At 68.5% G+C, this 17828-nt stretch carries 20 protein-coding genes and 1 tRNA gene; 8 read left to right on the forward strand and 13 right to left on the reverse strand.

What is annotated here, in order from left to right:
• Positions 1–220: 220 nt before the first annotated feature.
• Positions 221–613: a helix-turn-helix domain-containing protein gene (locus BLQ62_RS18975; protein ID WP_068564619.1), complete on the reverse strand. Its 393-nt coding sequence runs from the start codon at positions 611–613 to the stop codon at positions 221–223.
• Positions 610–1878 (reverse strand): hypothetical protein, encoded by a 1269-nt coding sequence (locus BLQ62_RS18980; RefSeq protein ID WP_068564617.1) that lies wholly within the window; start codon positions 1876–1878, stop codon positions 610–612. The genes BLQ62_RS18975 and BLQ62_RS18980 overlap by 4 nt, the downstream gene beginning before the upstream one ends.
• A gap of 327 nt (positions 1879–2205) precedes the next feature.
• Here BLQ62_RS18980 and BLQ62_RS18985 point away from each other — a divergent pair, with 327 nt between their 5' ends.
• Positions 2206–2487 (forward strand): hypothetical protein, encoded by a 282-nt coding sequence (locus BLQ62_RS18985; RefSeq protein ID WP_068564615.1) that lies wholly within the window; start codon positions 2206–2208, stop codon positions 2485–2487.
• A 121-nt stretch (positions 2488–2608) separates the two neighbouring features.
• Here BLQ62_RS18985 and BLQ62_RS18990 read toward each other — a convergent pair whose 3' ends face one another.
• From BLQ62_RS18990 to BLQ62_RS19000, 3 genes are all read right to left on the reverse strand, one after another.
• Positions 2609–2845: a hypothetical protein gene (locus BLQ62_RS18990; protein ID WP_139184256.1), complete on the reverse strand. Its 237-nt coding sequence runs from the start codon at positions 2843–2845 to the stop codon at positions 2609–2611.
• A gap of 340 nt (positions 2846–3185) precedes the next feature.
• Positions 3186–4298: a DNA primase family protein gene (locus tag BLQ62_RS18995; RefSeq protein ID WP_068564612.1), complete on the reverse strand. Its 1113-nt coding sequence runs from the start codon at positions 4296–4298 to the stop codon at positions 3186–3188.
• Position 4299: 1 nt separating this feature from the next.
• On the reverse strand, positions 4300–5412 hold the full coding sequence (locus tag BLQ62_RS19000) for a toprim domain-containing protein (protein WP_068564610.1): 1113 nt from the start codon (positions 5410–5412) through the stop codon (positions 4300–4302).
• Between the two features lie 593 nt (positions 5413–6005).
• Between BLQ62_RS19000 and BLQ62_RS19005 the strand changes: the two genes are divergently transcribed.
• Positions 6006–6524 carry a helix-turn-helix domain-containing protein gene (locus tag BLQ62_RS19005; RefSeq protein ID WP_160126299.1) on the forward strand — a complete coding sequence of 173 codons (519 nt, stop codon included), beginning with the start codon at positions 6006–6008 and terminating at the stop codon, positions 6522–6524.
• Entirely contained in the window at positions 6508–7782 is a 1275-nt protein-coding gene (locus BLQ62_RS19010) for a tyrosine-type recombinase/integrase (RefSeq protein WP_082756252.1), read from the forward strand. Before BLQ62_RS19005 ends, BLQ62_RS19010 begins: the two co-directional genes overlap by 17 nt.
• 54 nt (positions 7783–7836) lie before the next feature.
• Here the strand turns inward: BLQ62_RS19010 and BLQ62_RS19015 are convergent.
• The 5 genes from BLQ62_RS19015 to BLQ62_RS19035 form a co-directional block, all read right to left on the reverse strand.
• Positions 7837–7909, reverse strand: a tRNA-Ala gene (locus BLQ62_RS19015).
• Positions 7910–7951: 42 nt separating this feature from the next.
• Positions 7952–9181 (reverse strand): divisome protein SepX/GlpR, encoded by a 1230-nt coding sequence (sepX, locus tag BLQ62_RS23905; protein WP_068564603.1) that lies wholly within the window; start codon positions 9179–9181, stop codon positions 7952–7954.
• 142 nt (positions 9182–9323) lie between these two features.
• Positions 9324–9956 (reverse strand): GNAT family N-acetyltransferase, encoded by a 633-nt coding sequence (locus BLQ62_RS19025; protein WP_068528449.1) that lies wholly within the window; start codon positions 9954–9956, stop codon positions 9324–9326.
• A 1-nt stretch (position 9957) separates the two neighbouring features.
• Positions 9958–11199 (reverse strand): molybdotransferase-like divisome protein Glp, encoded by a 1242-nt coding sequence (glp, locus tag BLQ62_RS19030; protein WP_068528448.1) that lies wholly within the window; start codon positions 11197–11199, stop codon positions 9958–9960.
• Between the two features lie 13 nt (positions 11200–11212).
• Entirely contained in the window at positions 11213–12112 is a 900-nt protein-coding gene (locus BLQ62_RS19035; protein ID WP_068528445.1) for a UTP--glucose-1-phosphate uridylyltransferase, read from the reverse strand.
• A gap of 71 nt (positions 12113–12183) precedes the next feature.
• Here BLQ62_RS19035 and BLQ62_RS19040 point away from each other — a divergent pair, with 71 nt between their 5' ends.
• Both BLQ62_RS19040 and BLQ62_RS19045 read left to right on the forward strand, forming a co-directional pair.
• Positions 12184–12729 (forward strand): 5-formyltetrahydrofolate cyclo-ligase, encoded by a 546-nt coding sequence (locus BLQ62_RS19040; RefSeq protein WP_068530290.1) that lies wholly within the window; start codon positions 12184–12186, stop codon positions 12727–12729.
• Between the two features lie 179 nt (positions 12730–12908).
• The gene (locus tag BLQ62_RS19045) at positions 12909–13811 is read left to right on the forward strand and encodes a DUF559 domain-containing protein (protein WP_068564601.1); all 903 of its coding nucleotides are present in this window, start codon (positions 12909–12911) and stop codon (positions 13809–13811) included.
• 18 nt (positions 13812–13829) lie between these two features.
• Here BLQ62_RS19045 and BLQ62_RS19050 read toward each other — a convergent pair whose 3' ends face one another.
• Positions 13830–14393 (reverse strand): TetR/AcrR family transcriptional regulator, encoded by a 564-nt coding sequence (locus BLQ62_RS19050; RefSeq protein ID WP_160126298.1) that lies wholly within the window; start codon positions 14391–14393, stop codon positions 13830–13832.
• Positions 14394–14467: 74 nt separating this feature from the next.
• On the opposite strand from BLQ62_RS19050, the gene BLQ62_RS19055 reads away from it, so the two are divergent.
• The 3 genes from BLQ62_RS19055 (at position 14468) to BLQ62_RS24395 (ending at position 16260) form a co-directional block, all read left to right on the forward strand.
• A complete protein-coding gene (locus BLQ62_RS19055) occupies positions 14468–14725 on the forward strand; it encodes an FmdB family zinc ribbon protein (protein WP_068528434.1) in 258 nt (85 codons plus the stop codon).
• Between the two features lie 10 nt (positions 14726–14735).
• The gene (locus BLQ62_RS19060) at positions 14736–15539 is read left to right on the forward strand and encodes an acyl-CoA thioesterase (RefSeq protein ID WP_068564599.1); all 804 of its coding nucleotides are present in this window, start codon (positions 14736–14738) and stop codon (positions 15537–15539) included.
• An 88-nt stretch (positions 15540–15627) separates the two neighbouring features.
• Positions 15628–16260 (forward strand): SAF domain-containing protein, encoded by a 633-nt coding sequence (locus BLQ62_RS24395; protein WP_068528427.1) that lies wholly within the window; start codon positions 15628–15630, stop codon positions 16258–16260.
• 2 nt (positions 16261–16262) lie between these two features.
• Here BLQ62_RS24395 and BLQ62_RS19070 read toward each other — a convergent pair whose 3' ends face one another.
• Together BLQ62_RS19070 and BLQ62_RS19075 are read right to left on the reverse strand one after the other, a co-directional pair.
• Positions 16263–17261: a PrsW family intramembrane metalloprotease gene (locus BLQ62_RS19070; protein WP_068564597.1), complete on the reverse strand. Its 999-nt coding sequence runs from the start codon at positions 17259–17261 to the stop codon at positions 16263–16265.
• Positions 17261–17785, reverse strand: a complete 525-nt coding sequence (locus tag BLQ62_RS19075) for a hypothetical protein (RefSeq protein WP_133298824.1) — start codon at positions 17783–17785, stop codon at positions 17261–17263. Before BLQ62_RS19075 ends, BLQ62_RS19070 begins: the two co-directional genes overlap by 1 nt.
• Between the last annotated feature and the right edge of the window lie 43 nt (positions 17786–17828).

Raw genomic sequence — 17828 nt, forward strand, 5'->3', positions numbered from 1 at the left:
GCGGCCTGTCAGCCCCGGCCGCGCTGATTTGGTGCAATAAGTCACGGACGGGCGCGAGTACGGGGTCGATCCCGTCGTCGGTTATGCCTCACATGTTGGGCCGAGCAGGCTCGAGTCCGCTACACCAGAGGAACAGAAACGCGAAGGCCGGCGAGGGGACCGACGGACACAAGAACAGCCCCTGACCAGCGTGGTCAGGGGCTGCTGCGTGCGGGACCCGTCACCGGTTGGGATCGTCCTCGATCCCGGCCTCGTCCTCCCGGACCATCTGCACCATCAGCTCGTCGGCATACCGCTCGACCTCGGCCTCCGGGATCCGGATGAACCTGCCGACCCGATACCCGGCCAGCTCCCCGTCGTGTACCCGACGCGTCACCGTCGATGTGGACATTCCGAGGCGCTTACCCGCCCGCGACGGGCTCAACGACAGCCGTTGCGTCGCGACCGGCACGGGATTCAGAAGTGCGCGCACGTCGGACTCCTTCACCACCCTGCGGCCCGCCACCTCGAAAGCCGCCAGTTCGCCCCTGCGGATCATCGAGGCAACCGTCCGCGGGTCGCGGCTCAGGATGCGCCCCGCCCTGGTCAGGGTGATGAAGTCGGTCCCCCTCACGACTGCACGTCCTCGAAGTCGAGTATCAGCAGCAGGTCGCGGCCATCGAACTGGCCGAGGTGCACCAGGTCGGAGTTGATGAGCATCGACTTCCTCTCCCCGCCATTCTTCGTCACGGTCACGTGCTCGCCCTGGATCGCGTCAGAGTGGGCCACGATCCGCCAATCCCCCGACAGGCTCACGAACCTGGCCGCAACGGGGACCTCCTTGGTCCGGCGCTTGTTGAGCACCGTCATCGGCAACCGACCAGCCCGAGCCCTACGGAATGCCTCCTCGACGTCAGCAACCACGGTGCGCCACCCAAACAGGTCGCCCGGGTTCGCTGGTACGTCAAGCCTGCCCGCCACAGCCACCTCCACCGCCATTGATCGAATGCGCATCTCGGACTTCCCGTTTACGGCAGCGTCGCGCCGCAGCCGGAGGTCCAGTAGCGCCTCCGGCGCGATCTCCAGTTGCCGGAGACACTGCTCCGTGTGAAGCACCACCTCGTCGCGTGCAGCTTCGACCGAGAGCGAGCTGACCCGCTCCGTCTCCTCCCGGTGGGCCAGCTTCGACCGAGCCAGAACCTCCGCCTGCCGAGCATCCGCCTCAGCCTTCCTCAACGCCTCCTCCTGCGCCGCCTTGGCGCGCTTGAGAGCCTCGATGCGCTCGGCCTCAGCCTTCGCCTTCGCCGCCTTCTCAGCTGCGGCACGCTTCTCAACGAGCCGCTCCGGATCATCGACACCGAGCAGCACCCACAGCACGCCATCGCGCGCGCCGAGCGGACTGACGGCGGTCACCTCCTGCTCCTTCGGTGGGCGCGCGAGTCCCTGTTGGGGAGCCAGATTCACCTCGATCCGATCCCCGACCACCGGCCCCGCCTTCGCGAGCACCCGCCACCCGGCACCCCTGGCGCTGGTGAACGCAGGCGCGGACTTGAGAACCTTCGGCGCGAGGCCCTGGAGCCACGCCGACGACTCCGGGAACCCCGCGTCGCGAGCCAACGCCCGGTCCAGCTCGGCGGCAGCTTCCTTCTTGGCCGCGAGGGTGGCGCGGAGCTTCTCCGTCGATGCAGCACGCTGTGCGGCCTGGGCATGAGCCTCGACAAGCTCCCGAATCTCCGGCTCCTCGGCCTCCAGTCGTTCGACCGCCTCCAGGTCGAACGACCACGGCGATGTGTGGTCATTTGCCGCGACATCGTCCCGAATCCCATAGGGGCGCAGGTACTTCACGATGAGATTCTTCGTCCAGCCGCGGCCTACGACCTCGCGTTGTGAGATGTTCATTTGAGAACCTTTCCGGCCAGCAGTATTTCTGCTGCACCAAGGGCTCCCCGATGGTTCGTGTGTGTAAAACCAACACTAGATGCGTCAACCTCGTCACGCAAGCCCAATAGCCTTGTCCCCCACAGGTTCTCATTTGCGTTTCTGTGGTGTAGTGCCGCTGAGCTGCATAAACCTGGATCTCGCCTTCCACGGCCCCGAGACTCTCAGGAGGTTCACATCCAGCGGGGCGGCTGACCGGGGAGATCCGTCATGCGGACTGGGCCTCGACGGGCCCGAACTCATCCGCGTGACCGGCGACCAGCCGCCCGTCGGGTAGCGTCCGGAAGCATGGCAACCATCATTGACGTGTACCACGGCTGGTCAAGCGAGAACGGCCAGCTCAAGCCCCCAACGTGGAGCGAGCCCTTCCCCAGCGGGGCGTCTGCGGCCGACATCGCGACCGTGGTCTTCAACCGCGAAAGCAACCGGTTACTCGGCAGCGTGCCGTTCGAGACAGGCAGTGAGCTACACCGCCATATCGAGTCGATGATTGAGATTGCCCTACAGAACCTCGGATCTGAGACCGCGGTTGCATCCAACCTCCTGACGGTGCGGATCAACCGGACGTAACGCCAACCGGGCACGTAACCAGGCTGAAACGCCGGCCCAAGGACCCACCTGCTCGGTAATTTTTACCAAGCGTGCACGATCCACCGAGCAAGAAGCTCCCGGTCACGACCGGGAGCTTCTGTCACGCAGCCTGATACGACGTGAACCACTCATGTCCAGCCGGGCACCGGTAGGTCGCGCGCTCGGACCCGTCCAGCATCGGCTCGATGCTCACAGGCTGGTACAGCGTCACCGGCGGCTCCCCGCCCGGCGGAGTCGCGAACGGGTTCGCCTGCTTCATACGTACCGCCAGGGCCGCGCGCTCACATGTGCGGCAGGTGTCGCCGTACGGGTCCTGCTCGGTCGTCGGATTGGTCATCATGTTTCTCCTTCGGTTGTGGCCCAGTGGGCCGTTCCCCCGGGGCCGGTTGACTCCAGGAGCGGTGTGGGGATGGACGCTCAAGTACGTACGTCCACGTCACGTCCATCGCCACGCGGCCTGTCGTTGCAGGTCAGCGGGCTAACGTCCGTAACGTCCATGGTTCGAGACACTCTTCCCCTTACTAACGGATATGAGTGTGTCCCTACCTCTCGAACTACCTTCAACAACATCCTTCTCACGCTAAGAGTTGTGTGAGGTATGGACGTAATGGACGTGCGCAGGTCAGAGGCCGTTTCTGGATGGACGTAGCATGGACGTACGTACCTGCGCGTACCCGTCACGGCCAGTTCATCGCCTCCTGCACGTCCGGCTCGGGCGGCGGAGCCATCTCTTCGCCCCCTCCCAGAGGCGTCTGGTTCGCCTGCCCGTCGACCTCGGGCGCGGGAGCGACGAGTGCGACGCCCTTGAAGCCGTAGGGACGAGAGCTTCCCCGTACGAGCCGCACGCCGCTCCGTATCCCGCTGCCGGGTGCGGAGATCGCCGCAGAGAAGGATGCGAGCGACCCGGCCTCCTCGCCGGAAGCGGAGCACCAGCCGCAGTATGCGAAGTACAGCTCCTTCGCGGTGATCGACGCCGCGGGATGGCGCACGCACAGCTCCTCGATGAATGCATCGGTCGGGGATGCGAGTTGAGCGATCTTCCGGCGCTCCTCCGCCGCGCTCGCAGGCTCAATCAGCCGACCAGTCTCATTGAGGTGGTCGAGGCCGTCGAGCGCCCAGTTCAAGATCCCTGGCAGTTCCCGCTTAAGTCGGTCGAGAAGGCCGAGGTCTTCGCGGCCCAAGAACGAGACGCTAATCGGCAGGATTACCCAGCGGGTGGCGACCGCGCCCGTCGGGTCGTGGAAACGGGGTGAGAGGTTCGACGCCCCCATCAGGCGCGCGGTTGGAAGGAAGGTGATCGGGGTGATTCCCTTGCGGTCGGCGGTGATCCAGTCACCGCCGATGAGCGATAGAAGGGACTCGACCAATCGTTCATTGCGACGGTCGAGCCGCACATCGCCGAAGGTGACCAGCGACTTGCCCGCAAGGGGCGCGAGGCCGAACCGGTCACCCAGGCTGGTGATCTTCGGTGACACCGAAGCCTCGGGGCCCATCAACTCACCGGCGATCTTGAGGCACGTGCCCTTCCCGCAGCGCGGACGGCCGAGGATGAGCAGCGCCTTATGCAGGTCGGTGCGGCCGCTCACCAGGTACCCGAACCAGTCCTGCAGCAGCATCAGCGCTTCTCGATCGGCGGGGAAGACCGAGCCGAGGAACTGCTCCCACTCGGGACAGGTTGCATCGGGGTCGAAATCGAACGGTAGGCATGAGAGGTTGAAGAAGTGGGGCGTATGCGGTTCCAGGACACGTGTTCCGGGGTCGAGGAGCCCGTTGGCGACGGGGATGAGCATGCTAGATCCTTCGATTCGTTTCGGTCTTGGCGGACAGGTGGGCATGGGCGGCGAGGGCGTCGAGCACGCTGTTCATCGTCTTCGGGATCGGGTTCCACCGGGCGACGCTCGCTGGGGTGGTCAACTGCGGCGCCTTGAAGTACGTCTGACCGGCGAGGATGTGGTAGATCCGGGCACGTAAGTCGGCGTCCTCGGTGGCAGGCCAGGCCGTCCCGGACCATTCGCGCCACGCGTCCTGCCAGCGGATGAGGGTCGCGCGTCCTGTGGTGGGATCGGTCCAGTAGTCCTCGATGAGCCGTTGGGCCACGTCGTAGGGTGCGCCCGGTGGCGGGTACCAAGCAGGGTCGAACGGGATCTCGTCACCGGAGTTCCGCTTGGACGTACCCCGATTGATCGAGATGACATCGGCGGGTTCCGGATCCGGCTCCACCGGAACCAGGTCGTCCAGCGAGAGCCCGAGTGCGCCGAGGTGATCGACCACATCGTGTGCGCCCTCAGCAGCCTCGACCACGCGGTAGGTGACGCCGAGTGCATCGAGCGCCTCCGCGACCTGGCGGACGAACTCCTTGCCCGCGGCATCGCGGTCGCGGACGATGGTCACCTCGTGGCCGACGAGGGGTGCCCAGTCGGCCTTCCGCGCCGACTTCGCACCGCCGCAGGACGTTGTGGCCACCGCCCCCGCACGCTTGACGGCCTCGACGTTCCCTTCGCCCTCCACGACGTACACGGGCTCCCCGTCGGGGAACGGGATCCCGTAGAGCGCGTTGCCTTTCCGTCCGGGGTCCTGGCTGATGGCCTTGGACTTGCCGTTCCGTCCGGGGCGACGGTGGACGCGATGCCCGTCGAGGTACGAGTAGACGACGCCCTTGCGGGGCTCGTCGTAGAGGTCCGCCCACGTCAGATTGAATTCGGCCATCACGTCGGCCACTTCGCCGTTGAAGGCATGAATGGCGGCACGCCCCGGCTCGGGCTCCCAGACGACGGTGCCGTCGTCGGTATCCGAGTGCCCTGGGGTCGCGACCCGGAATCGGTCCCGACCCTCGTCGCGGAAGTTCCGACCCTGCGCCTGGAACAGGTCACGAAGGCGGTCGAACGCGCGCTGGTGAGCTACCATGGTGGTGTCGGTCCCCTGCTTGGCGGTTGGTGGAACAAGACACTTGAAGCGAAATACCCCCGCCCACCGGGGGTTTTCGTGTCTCTGGGCCACTTGGCCCTAGTGCCCCGGCGCGGAGTCGAACCGCGCAAGTTGATCCGGATGGATCCCATCCGGGGCCTTCAGATCAGTCGGTCCCCCAGGTCCAGCCCTTCGCTGGAACGCGGTTCCTCATGTGGGGCTGTTTGATGCTGCTTGGCGCTGGTCAGTGGCCTAGCCGGCAAGGACGACACCGTCGCCACGGAGCGTCTCCGTGATGACCTGCCGTTTCCAGGCGTAGTAGGCGCCCCGCGGGTATCGAACGGAGCCACCGACCTTCACACTCGGAGGTCCGGTCCCGACACCTCGCCACGCACTGAGCGTCTTGGTCGACTTCCCGACGTCGTTTGAGACGAACCGCGGCGTCAGAAGCTGGTCCTCCACATCCACCTCCCCCGCATCTGCATGATCATTGCTTTTTCGCATACTCCATGTTTATCAGGATCCGCGAGCCGGGTCAAGCTTTCTGAGTAAGGTCTAGTGTTTTTGGGCATGTTCAGGCTATGGTGAGCCCCATGATCAGCGACAAGCTGCTGGGGAGATACGTGCGACGCCGCCGTGAAGAGCTGGCACTTACGCAAGAGGGGCTGGCAGACCTACTAGGACTCAAACAGTTCGTCGTGAGCCGCATCGAGGCCGGCGATCGGGGCCTCAAGGTGACGGAACTAGGCAAGTTCGCCCAGGCACTTAGGACCACGCCCGAAGCGCTGGTTACAGCGGCCACAGCGCCCGATCCGTCACAGCAGACGGCGCTCGCGGGCGGGGTGCGCTCAACAGCGACAGATGCGCTCGTCAACTACGCAAGCGCGATCTCAGAACTAGCGGCAGCGTTCCATGAGGCACCTGAGTTGGCATCGCAGCAGGGCCTAGCGAACTTCGAAACGGCCCTCGCATCACTCCATGGCCCTACCCAGTACGTCGCCCTCACGGCGACCGCAGCGAACGCACTCCGGACGGAACTTCAAGCTCTGATCGACGAGATAGTGGTCGCGTCGGTACTGCCAGAAGGGGGCACCGATGCCGTCGACGATTAGCCCCACCGAGGACCTGTGGCGCAAGTCCGACGGGTCAGAATCAGCGCGCGCTGGACGAGGTAAGCGATGGCGCGTGCGCTGGGAAGTCGACGGCGACTGGAAGTCGAAGTCGTTCCACCGCAAAGCGGAGGCGGAGTTGTACCGGCGCGAGCTGACGACGGACCTCACCATTGGCAAGTACGTCGACGAGAAGGCGGCGCAGACCACCATCGAGGCTCTGTGGGTGCGATGGAGTGCCATGGATGGCGGCATCACGCAACGGACAAAGGAGAGCCGTGAAGCTATCTGGCGCAAACATGTGAAGCCTCAGTGGAGCAAGACAGCCGTCGGAGACATCGGTCGCCCCAAGGTCAAGGCGTGGGTCGCTTCGATGAAACGGGACGGCGTAGGAGTGCCGACCATCGAGAAGGCTGTAGGCGTTCTACGCGGGATTCTTGATCTCGCGATTGATGATAGGCGTGCGGTCGCGAACGCGGCTGACAAGATCCCCGTTGGTAAGCGGCAGACGAAGCCGCGCCCGTACCTCACCGCGCCGCAGGTCGAGGCGCTGGCGCGGACCGTTGAAGATCTTCCGGTCGTCTCGGAAGGTGATCGAATCGATGCGCAGGGCGGCCTCGTGATCCGCCTTCTTGCGTTCACCGGTCTCCGTTGGGGCGAGATGATCGCCCTTCGGGTTGAGGATTGCGACATGCTGCGGAAGCGGCTCCATGTCCATCGAGCGATCACGGAGTCGGAGGAGCAGGGGGTTATCGAGGGCAACGTGAAGGACCACGAGCGGCGGTGGATTCCGATTCCCGCGCGCCTATTGGAGCCGCTGGCCGCGCAGATGCATGGCAAGGCGCGCGCCGACCATGTGTTCCACACCGCATCGGGCACTCCCCTGCTCGTCAGCAACTGGAGACCTCGGACCTTCAATAAAGCCCGTGCGAGAGTCCAGTCGGCAACTGAAGCGATCAGGACTGAGGAGGCCAAGGCAACGGTGGCGAGCGCAGTCAAAAATCCGACACCGCCGTTCCCGACCGTGACACCGCACGATCTGCGCCACGCATACGCGTCCCTGGCAGTCAGTGCCGGAGCGAACGTCAAGGCGCTTCAACGAGCACTGGGCCACGCCAAGGCGTCTATGACGCTCGACACCTACGCTGACCTCTTCGATGAAGATCTCGACGGAGTAGCGGTTCGGCTCGATGTACTCGTAAGCGATGCCCTATCTCGCCTGCCACGTACCGAGAACGTACCGCGTACCGGCACTCCGTAGAGAACGACTGCAGGCCAGGAGGAAATTTCCTCCTGGCCTGCAGTGTTCCTGGGGTGGAGCTAAGGGGAATCGAACCCCTGACCTCCTCGATGCGAACGAGGCGCGCTACCAACTGCGCTATAGCCCCTTGCGGAACTCGAATACCTTAGCAAGCTCCGCGGACAAACTGTTAACCGACCTTGCGCTCGAGCGGTTCGCGCAGGTCAGACGGGCGATCGAGGAAGTCGAACTCCTCGGCGCGGTAGCGCGGCAGGTGATCGAAGGCGGGGTCCTCGTCGTCGATCTCCATGACGATGCAGCCGCCGCGGCGCAGGTGCGCCGGCACGCCGTCGCGCACCTCGGCCTCGCGGGCCCGCTCGCGGCGGGCGCGCTCGAGCCGCGCCATGCGGCGGCGACGGATCTCCGCCTCGATGCGCACCGTCCGGCGCAGGTAGGTCAGGTAGAGCACGAGCGCCAGCACCACGGCGCCCAGGCCGTACCAGGCGAACGGCACGTTCATCAGGCCCGCGCCGAGCGCGATCACGGCCAGCACGCCGAGCACGAGCGTCACGCGCTGACGGAACCGGAACCGGGCCTCGGTGAGGCGGGCGTCGTTCTCGGGGTCGTAGCCGCCGCGGCGCCGACGCGGTTCCGCCTCGGCGTCCTCGAACTCGGCGGCGGGGTACTCCTCGTCGTACTCGTCCTCGAGCTCGTCGTCGTCCGCGCGCGACGGGCGCGCCACCGGGGCGAGCTCCTCGGTGAGCTGGTCGTCCGCGGGCACCTCGTCGACGACGTCCTCCACGGCCTCGTCGACGGTGTCGGCCTCGGCCTCGATCTCCTCGATCTCGACGGCCTCCTCCGGCTCGGTCACGCGCCGGACGATCGGCTCCGCCTCGGGGGCGGCGGCGTCGGACTCGGCCTTGAGCACGGGCGTCGCGGCGGGCAGGTCGTCGTCCAGATCGTCGAGGTCCACGATCTTCGCCTTGGCGCGCATCGCGGCGCGCTCGACGGTGGGGATCGGCGTGGTGTCGCCGTCCATCGGGCTCGAGCCGTGCAGGTCGTCGACGTCGGAGTCGACGTAGGCGTGCGCCTCGGCCTCCTCGTCGGCGAGCTCCTCGTCCGGGGCGCCGGCCGCCCCGAACACGATGCGGCCGTCGTCGAGATCCTCGTCGAGGTCGTCGTCGCGGTCCAGCGGTGCGGCGTCCCGGTCCTCGTCGGCGCGCTCGGCGGCAACGAGCCCCGTCGGGCGGATGCGGCGGCGCACGGCGCGCGTGGCCGAGCCACCGCGATGCAGCAGTCGGGTCTTCAGGGTCGCGTCGGACACCTGGTTCACCTTGGGGTGCCGCGCGGCGAGCATCGGAACGAGCACCACCAGCCACGCGACGATCAGCCCCACCCAGAGCAGTGTCTGCGGGATCATGTCGGCTCCCTCCGGCAATCAGCGAGCACGGATCACATCCGTGTAAGTCGCCTCGAAGGCTATTTCACCAGGGTGGATCAGCGCGCCCGACGCGCCGTAGCGAAACCCCAAAAATCTCAAACAGTCACTTCAGTCACACGGGTCAGAACCGGGCACGCCCCGACCGGACCACCCGCGCGACCATCGAATCCGCGACCTCCTCGGCCGTGATCGCCATCAGCAGGTGATCGCGCCAGGTTCCGTCGACGTGCAGGTACCGGCGCAGCAGCCCCTCCTCGCGGAAGCCCGAATGACGCAGCACCGCACGCGATCCGCCGTTCTCCGGGCGCACCGTCGCGTCCACGCGGTGCAGGCCCAGCGGCCCGAAGCAGTGATCGACGGCGAGCGCGACGGCCACCGTCGCCACCCCGCGGCCCGTGAACCGACGATCCACCCAGTACCCCACCCAGGCACTCTGCAGCTGCCCGCGCGTGATGTTCCCGATGGTGATCTGGCCGGCGTAGTCACCGTCGACCTCGATGACGAGCGGGACGATAGTGCCCGCCCGGGCCTGCGACCGGAGCGACGCGCACAGCGGCGTCCACTGCGAGGCTGTGTGCCGGCGCTGCCAGTTGACCTCGCCCGACGGTTCCCACGGCTCGAGCTCGGCGCGATTGAGCAGGCGCAGGCGCGACCACTGCCGACCGTCGCGGGCGCGGATGGGGCGCAGGCGCACCACCCCGGCGGCCGTGGTGAGGGGGCCGAGTTCGACCTGCCAGTCCGTTCCGAAGAACACGTCAGCCGCGCTGGGCGAGGAAGGCGACGACCACGTCGTCGCCCGCGCGCACCTCGGTGACCTCCGGATCCACGACGATGAGGCAGTTCGCCTCCGCCAGGCTCACCAGCAGGTGGGATCCGTTGTCGGGGATCGGCGCGACCATGAACTCGCCGCTGTCCTCGTCGCGCATGAGCTGGCCGCGCACGTACTCGCGGCGGCCGGCCGGCGACTGGTGCGACGCGGCGCTCTTGGCCGTCACCAGCCGGCGCATCGGCTGGCGCTTGCCGAGCGCGATGCGGATCAGCGGGCGCACCATGACCTCGAAGGCCACGAGCGCGCTCATCGGGTTCGAGGGCAGGAGGAAGGTGGGCACCTGGTCGTCGCCGAGCGCGCCGAAGCCCTGCACCGACGCGGGGTGCATCGCGATGCGCTCCACCGCGAGATCGCCGAGCTCCGTCAGCGCGGAGGTGATGTCGTCGGAGGCGCTGCCGCCGAGCGCGGACGTCACGATGACCACCTCGGAGCGCTGCAGCTGCGCCTCGACCGCCTCGCGCACCCCGTCGGTGCTGACGATGCCGACCCGGTGCACCTCGGCGCCGCAGTCGCGGGCCGCCGCGGCCAGGGCGTAGGAGGCCACGTCGTAGACCTGGCCGGCGCCGGTGTCGCGATCGATGTCGACGAGTTCGCGGCCCACGGAGATCACCGCGACGCGCGGACGCGGGTGCACGGAGACCTTGTCGCGGCCGACGGCGGCGAGCAGGCCCACCTGCGCCGGCCCGACGACGGTGCCGCGGCGCACCGCCACGTCGCCCGGCTGCACGTCGTCGCCGGTGCGGCGGACGTACTGCCCGGAGCGGACCGAGTGGCCGACGCGGACCTTCGACAGGCCACCGTCGGTCCACTTGTCGGGGAGGACGGCGTCGGCGAGCGTGGGCAGCGGCGCGCCGGTCTCGACCTTGACGGCCTGCCCGGGCTGCAGCCGGATGGGCTGGCGGTTGCCCGCGCGGACCTCGCCGACGACCGGCAGGCTCACGACGATCTGCTCGCCGGTCTCCTCGTCGGTCTCGCCGGCGCTCGCCACGTCGACGGAGCGCACGGCGTACCCGTCGATCGCGGCCTGGTCGAAGGCGGGGAGGGCGTTCTCGACGACCACTTCCTCCGCACACATGAGGCCCTGCGCCTCGGAGATCCCCACGCGCACCGGCCGGGGCGCCACCGCCGCCGCTGTGACCCGTGCCAGATGGTCCTCCACGGAGCGCATGCTCTCGGCCTCCCTATCGGTTGAGTCGATCCTCGAGCCACGCCCGCAGACCGGGACCGTAGTCGTCGCGGTCCAACGCCAAGTCAACCGCAGCCTTGAGGTAGCCACCGGGATTTCCGAGGTCGTGTCGGGTTCCGCGGTGCACCACGACGTGCACCGGGTGCCCCTCGCTGATGAGCAGGGCGATGGCATCGGTCAGCTGGATCTCGCCGCCCGCACCGGTGTCGATGCGGCGCAGCGCGTCGAAGATCGCCCGGTCCAGCAGGTAACGGCCGGCCGCAGCGTAGTTCGACGGGGCGTCCTCGGCCTTGGGCTTCTCGACCATGCCCTTGACCTTGAGCACGTCGGGATTGGTGGCGTCGGGCACGGTCTCGACGTCGAAGGCGCCGTAGCTGCTGATCTGCTCCGGGCTGACCTCGATCGCGCACAGCACGGAGCCGCCGCGCTTCTCGCGGACCTTCGCCATCGTGGTCAGGACGCCGTTGGGCAGCACCAGATCGTCGGGCAGCAGGACCGCGACGGCGTCCTCGTCGTCGTCGAGGACCGGCTCCACGCAGGCCACCGCGTGGCCCAGGCCCAGCGGCTTCTCCTGGATGACGGCCTCGGCGTGGATCAGATTGGGGGCGCGGCGCACCTTGTCGAGCATCGCGGTCTTGCCGCGCTTCTCCAGCGTGCCCTCGAGGACGAGATCCTCGACGAAGTGCGCGACGACGCCGTCCTTGCCGGGGCTGGTCACGATGCACAGCCGCTCGGCGCCGGCCGCCGCGGCCTCCTCCGCCACCAGCTCGATGCCGGGGGTATCGACCACCGGGAGCAGTTCCTTCGGCACCGTCTTCGTCGCGGGGAGGAAGCGAGTGCCCAGGCCGGCGGCGGGGACGATCGCGGTCTTCGGGAGGGACGGCGCAGTGGTCATTCCCCCACCTTAGGCTAGGTCACACAAAGGTAACGATCGGAGTGTGTAGATCACGATGGGAGACTGGTGTGATGCTCGACTCCGGTGATCCGCCCTCCCGCGCGGCGTCCAAGCAGGCCTGGCGCACCTGGTTGCGCCGCCGTCGCGCGGCATTGAGCCCCGCCGAGCGTGCCGACGCGGGCGCCGCGCTGACCGCACTCGCAGCGAGCCTGGACCTGGGCGAGGTGGCCGCGTACGTGCCGGTCGGGTCGGAACCCGCCCTGCGCCTGCACCGGCCGGTGCTGCTGCCGGTCACCCCCGCGGAGCCGGGCCCGCTGGACTGGGCCTGGTCCGGCGATCTCGCCCCCGGTCCCTTCGGGCTGCTCGAACCGGTGGGGCCGCGACTCGGGCAGGACGCGCTCGCCGGAGTGGACACCGTGCTGCTACCCGCGCTGGGCGTCGCGCGCGACGGGGTGCGGATGGGTCGCGGCGCCGGCTACTACGACCGGTCGCTGCGCCCGGGTCCCCGCTTGATCGCGGTCGTCTACGACCATGAGCTGGTCGATCACCTGCCGTCGGAGCCCACCGATGTGCCGGTGCACGGCGCCCTCACCCCGTCGGGGCTCGTGGAGTTCTGAGCGGCCGACGATTCCGCGGTGAATCGGCCTCCGAAGCCGAATCCGGCTTCGGACCCGATCCCGTTGCGAATTCTCCGGCCACCGACGGTTATCCACAACGAAGCGTACGAAACCTTTTTTCTCCACAGGCAGGCCCTCGGCGCCCGGTTCCGGCGGTCGCGTGGTCCGAGGATCACCTCATGAACACGATCGAGATCATCGAACGGATGGCGCGCGCCGACGGTGGAGTCGTCTCGCGTCGCGCACTGCTCCGCAACGGGGCCGACGCCGCGGAGATCGAGAAGCTGCGCAGCAGCGGGACGATCACCGGGATCAGGCCCGGCTGGTACGCGGTGTCCGCCGCGCGGCCCGTCGTCGTGGCCGCAGTCACGGCGGGTGCCGCGGTCACCTGCGTCTCGGCACTGTCGTTCCACTCGGGCGTGTGGCTCCCACCGGGCCGGGCCGCCACGCACCTGCGCTGGCCCCGGCACCTGGTGAAGCAGCGGACGCACCGGCGGTGCCGTGCCTTCAGAACGCTTCCGGCACCGATCCGCGCGGTCGACCCACTACCGCTCGCGCTGCTGTGCGCGGCGAACTGCCTACCCGACGAGGAGATGGTCGCGGTGCTCGACTCGGTGCTCCGCCGGGCCGATCCGATGTCGGTCGACGATCTGCAGGAGCTCTTCGCGGGTGCGCCGCAGCGGATCAGCCGGCTGCTCGGCCTGCTCGATCCGGCGGCCGAGTCCGGCACCGAGTCGATCACCCGCTACCGCCTGCACTGCCTCGGGATCAGAGTCCGATCACAGGTCCGGCTCCCGTGGGGCCGCGTGGACCTGCTGGTGGGCGACAAGCTGGTCATCGAGTGCGACTCCGAGGACTTCCACGGTGGAAGCAGGCGACGTGCCGATCTACGGCGCGACCGGATCGCGGTCCGTGGGGACTACCGCGTGATGCGCATCGACTACCAGGACGTGATGTCGGACTGGGCGGCCGTGCGCGAGGACATCCTGGACATCGTGCGAACCGACCGGCACCTCGGCCGAACCCGGAGATTCGGCACTGAGATCGCCTCCGAGCCGGAATCCGGCTTCGGTGCCGCGTAGAACGCGGAATCTCCGGATCTACACGAGCAGGCGGGCGACGTACTTCTCGCCGTAGGCGCGCAGGGCGGCGGAATCGCTGACGTCCAGGCCGGTGGGTGAGTTCGACAGCAACGAGCCGGTGATCCGCAGCATGAGGTCGGTCACCGAGCACAGCTCGGCGTAGTCCTGCTCGGCGCCGGAGTTGCGCAGGCGGATCACGATGCCCTGGATGAGCAGGTCCCACACGCCGCGCGGGATGCGCAGGAAGTACTCGGGCTCGGCGGCCAGCACCTTCGAGACGGCCATGTTCGCCTCGGCCTGCTCGATGCTCAACACGAACACCTCGACCAGCGTCTGCTGCGGCGTGTACCCGACGATCGTCTTATCGAGCTTGCGGCGCAGCGTGCGGATCTCGATGGCCACGACGCGGGCGATCAGCTGATCGCGGTTGGGGAAGATCCGGTACAGGGTGCTGCGGGAGACGTGCGCCTGCTTGGCGACCTGGTCCATGCTGACGCCGGGGATGCCGTTCGCGGCGATCACCTCGCGGGCCGCGTCCACGATCCGCCGAGCCGGCGACGGCGTGCGCGGTAGATCGGTCATGACCGCCATCGTATCCGCTCACATCCTTGGCACTCGAATCAACGGAGTGCTAAATCGAGGGGTAGAATCAGCAGGTGCCTACCTATTCGTATCAGTGCAAGGAGTGCGGCGAGGCCTTCGACGCCCAGCAGTCGTTCTCCGACGATCCGCTCACCGTGTGCCCCAACTGCGGTGGCCCGCTGCGCAAGCTCTTCAACTCCGTCGGCGTCGTCTTCAAGGGCAGCGGCTTCTACCGCACCGATTCCCGCAGCTCGAAGGCCGATACGACCGCCAAGTCGGAGACCAAGAGTTCCTCGGACACCGCCGCGAAGGTGGACAAAGCGACCTCCTAGAGTCGACGCCATGACGCACGTTTTCGATGAGGCGGCGGCCCTCGAGCCGATCGACGGTGGTTTCCGCGCCCACACGCACCCGGCCTACAACAACATGGTCGGCCCGTTCGGCGGGATCACCGCCGCGACGGTGGTCGCCGCACTCCAGGCGCATCCGGAGGCGCAGGGCCACCCGCTGAGCCTGACGATCAACTACGCCGCGCCCATCGGCAACGGCCCGTGGGACATCGCGATCACGGTGCTGCGCACCAACCGCACCAATCAGCACTTCACCTTCCTGATCGATCAGGGCGACGGTGCCGTCGCCTCGGGGACCGCGGTGTTCGGCACCCGTCGCGACACCTGGGGCGCGACGGAGATCGCCTTCCCGCAGGTCGGCGCTCCGGAGGATTACCCCGAGGTCCCCTTCCCCGAGTTCATCGAGTGGGCGAAGAACTACGAGACCCGGTTCATCGAGGGCAGCCTGGACATCGAGGGCGAGCAGGACTCGTCGGTGAGCACGCTGTGGCTGCGCGACAAGCCGGCCCGCCCGCTGGACTACCCGGCGCTGGCGTCGATCACCGATGCCTTCTTCCCCCGCGTCTTCCTGCGCCGCGGCACCTACCTGCCCGCCGGGACGATCTCGCTGACCACCTACTTCCACGCGAGCCCCACGGAACTCGCCGAGCAGGGCGACGACTACCTCCTCGGCCAGGCCCGCGGCGCCCGCTTCGGGCACGGGCACTTCGACCAGTACGCGCAGGTCTGGGGCCGGAACGGCGCGCTGTTGGCGACCACGCACCAGATCGTCTACTACAAGGATCCGAAGGCCTGATCGGCCGCTTCCTCCACAGGTTCGGGGTTATCCACAGGTGCCCTCACGCCGGGCGTTTCCCGACGGTCCGCCGTCGTAGCGTGCGGGCATGGACTCCTTGCAACCGACCGGGGCGGAACGGATCCGGGCCGCGCTGCGGCCGGGGTGGGCCCGCACGCTGACGGCGCGCCGGGCCGCCGCCGCGGCGCTGGCCCTCCTCGCGCTCGTCGTGGCTCTCACCAGCCGGCCGAGCGGGCCACAGGCGCAGGTCCTCGTGGCCGCGCGCGAACTGGGGCCGGGCGGCAAGCTCACCGCCGAGGACGTCGCGGTGCGCACCGTCCCGGCGGAGCTGGCGCCGCAGGACGCCCTCGACGCGGCCGACGACGCCGTCGGCAGATCGGTGACGGGCCCCGTCGGCGCCGGCGAGATCCTCACGGGGCGGCGGGTTCTCACCGACCGCACGGCCGGGCAGATCCGGCCGGGCGCGCGCCTGGTCCCCGTCTCACTGCAGGATTCGGCCACGATGGACCTGCTGCGACCGGGCGATGTGGTGGACGTGGTGGCGCAGCGCAAGGACGATGCGCCCGCGGTCCTGGCCCGCTCGGCGACGGTGGCCGTGGCGCCGGCGGCGCAGGCCGGCCGGCAGCAGGCCCGCACCGCGATGCTGGCGATGTCCGAGTCCGAGGCGCACGCGGTGGCGGCCGCGGCGCTCAGTTCCCCTCTCTCGGTGGTGTTCCGGTGAGCTCAGCCCACGCGGTCGGTGAGCTCGCGGATCAGCCACGTCTGGCGTTGCCGCGCGACCTGGGCTGCGGCGGGCCCGTAGTAGTAGCGCAGGTACTCCTCGCCCGCGCGGCGCTGGGCGCGGGTGGGCAGGGTTGCCAGCTCCGCGGGAGGGGCGAGCTTCGCCGCCTCCGGCGTGCGGATGGCGCCCTGCAGCCACCGCCGTTGCTCGACGATCATCCACCACCAGGCGAGGCCGAGCAGCGTCACCGTGACGGCGCACTTGAGCACGATGAGCCCGAAGACGACGAGCGGGTTCTCGCCGCTGGGCGCGTTCCACCAGAAGTGCATCAGGTACGACAGCGCCACGGCCACCGCGGCCAGCGCCGGACGCCTGCGCAGCAGCGCGAGCCCCAGCGCGAAGAAGGCGGTGTAGACCCAGTGCGACTGGAAACCGAAGAGCGCGCGCAGCAGCGTCACGGTGAGCGCGCCCCGGGCATCGGACTGGGCGTCGCGCAGCGCGAAAGTGATCGCGTAGGACAGGTTCTCGACCACCTGGAAGCCGAGGCCGGCGAACGCGCCGACGGCGAAGATCTGCAGGGGGCGGTGCAGCCGGTCGCGGAAGATCACCAGCAGCAGGGCGACGCCGGCGCCCTTGATCGTCTCCTCGTCCAGCGGCCCGATCAGGGCGGCGCCCCAGACGGTGGCGCCGGGGTCGTCGAGGACGTCGCTCACGGCGTCGGAGGCGAAGCCGTTGACCTGCAGGGCGAGCCCGCACGCGCCGATCGCGCCCCAGGCGAAGGCGAGCGCCCAGGCGCTGCGCACCTGCGCGTGCGAGCGGTCCAGCGCCCAGATGATCACCGCGATCAGTGCCGCCGCGATCACGATGATGGGTGCGGCCACGGCGAGGGCCGCGCCGGAGTCGGCGAGCCGGGGCACGAGGTCGCGCGCGAGCACGTACCCGCCGCACAGCAGCCCTGCCACGAACACCCAGAAGGAGATCGTCGTCGTCCGTGCGCGCATCAGACCTCCCGCATGCTCTGCACGAGCGCGGGCACGTCGGGTGCGGCACCGTCGGGGCCGCGCAGCGTGAGCACGGTGACCAACAGCGTGTCCCTGCCGACGACCGCGCACTCCCCCGCCCGGCCCCCGCCGGAGGCGGTGCAGCTGCGGCCGCTGAACTGCGCACCGCGGATCTCCCCGGTGAAGCGGGCCTCGACGCCGCCCACCTCGAACTCGCGCAGCCGGCGCGGGGCGGCCGAATCGAAATCGGTCATCCCGGTCGTCAGCCGCACGGACAAGGAGCTGCCGCTGGGATGGACGAACCGGGTGACATCGGCCCGGCCGGACGGCACCTTCTCCCACCCCGTCGGCGCGCGGAATTCGACGCCCTGGTACGGATTCCCGACACGATAGGCGGAGTCGCTCACGGGGGTGTGCGGCGTGGGCACGGCGCGTTCGATCCCGAACCAACCGGCGGCCAGGCCGCCGACGGCGAAGATCACACCGGCCGAAACGCCCGCGTCCACTGCGCGGATTCGGTTCATACGGCTAGCATAAGTCCGAAATTGCCACACGCGTCACTGGCGT

It is taken from the genome of Tsukamurella pulmonis (genome assembly GCF_900103175.1).
GTDB lineage: Bacteria > Actinomycetota > Actinomycetes > Mycobacteriales > Mycobacteriaceae > Tsukamurella > Tsukamurella pulmonis.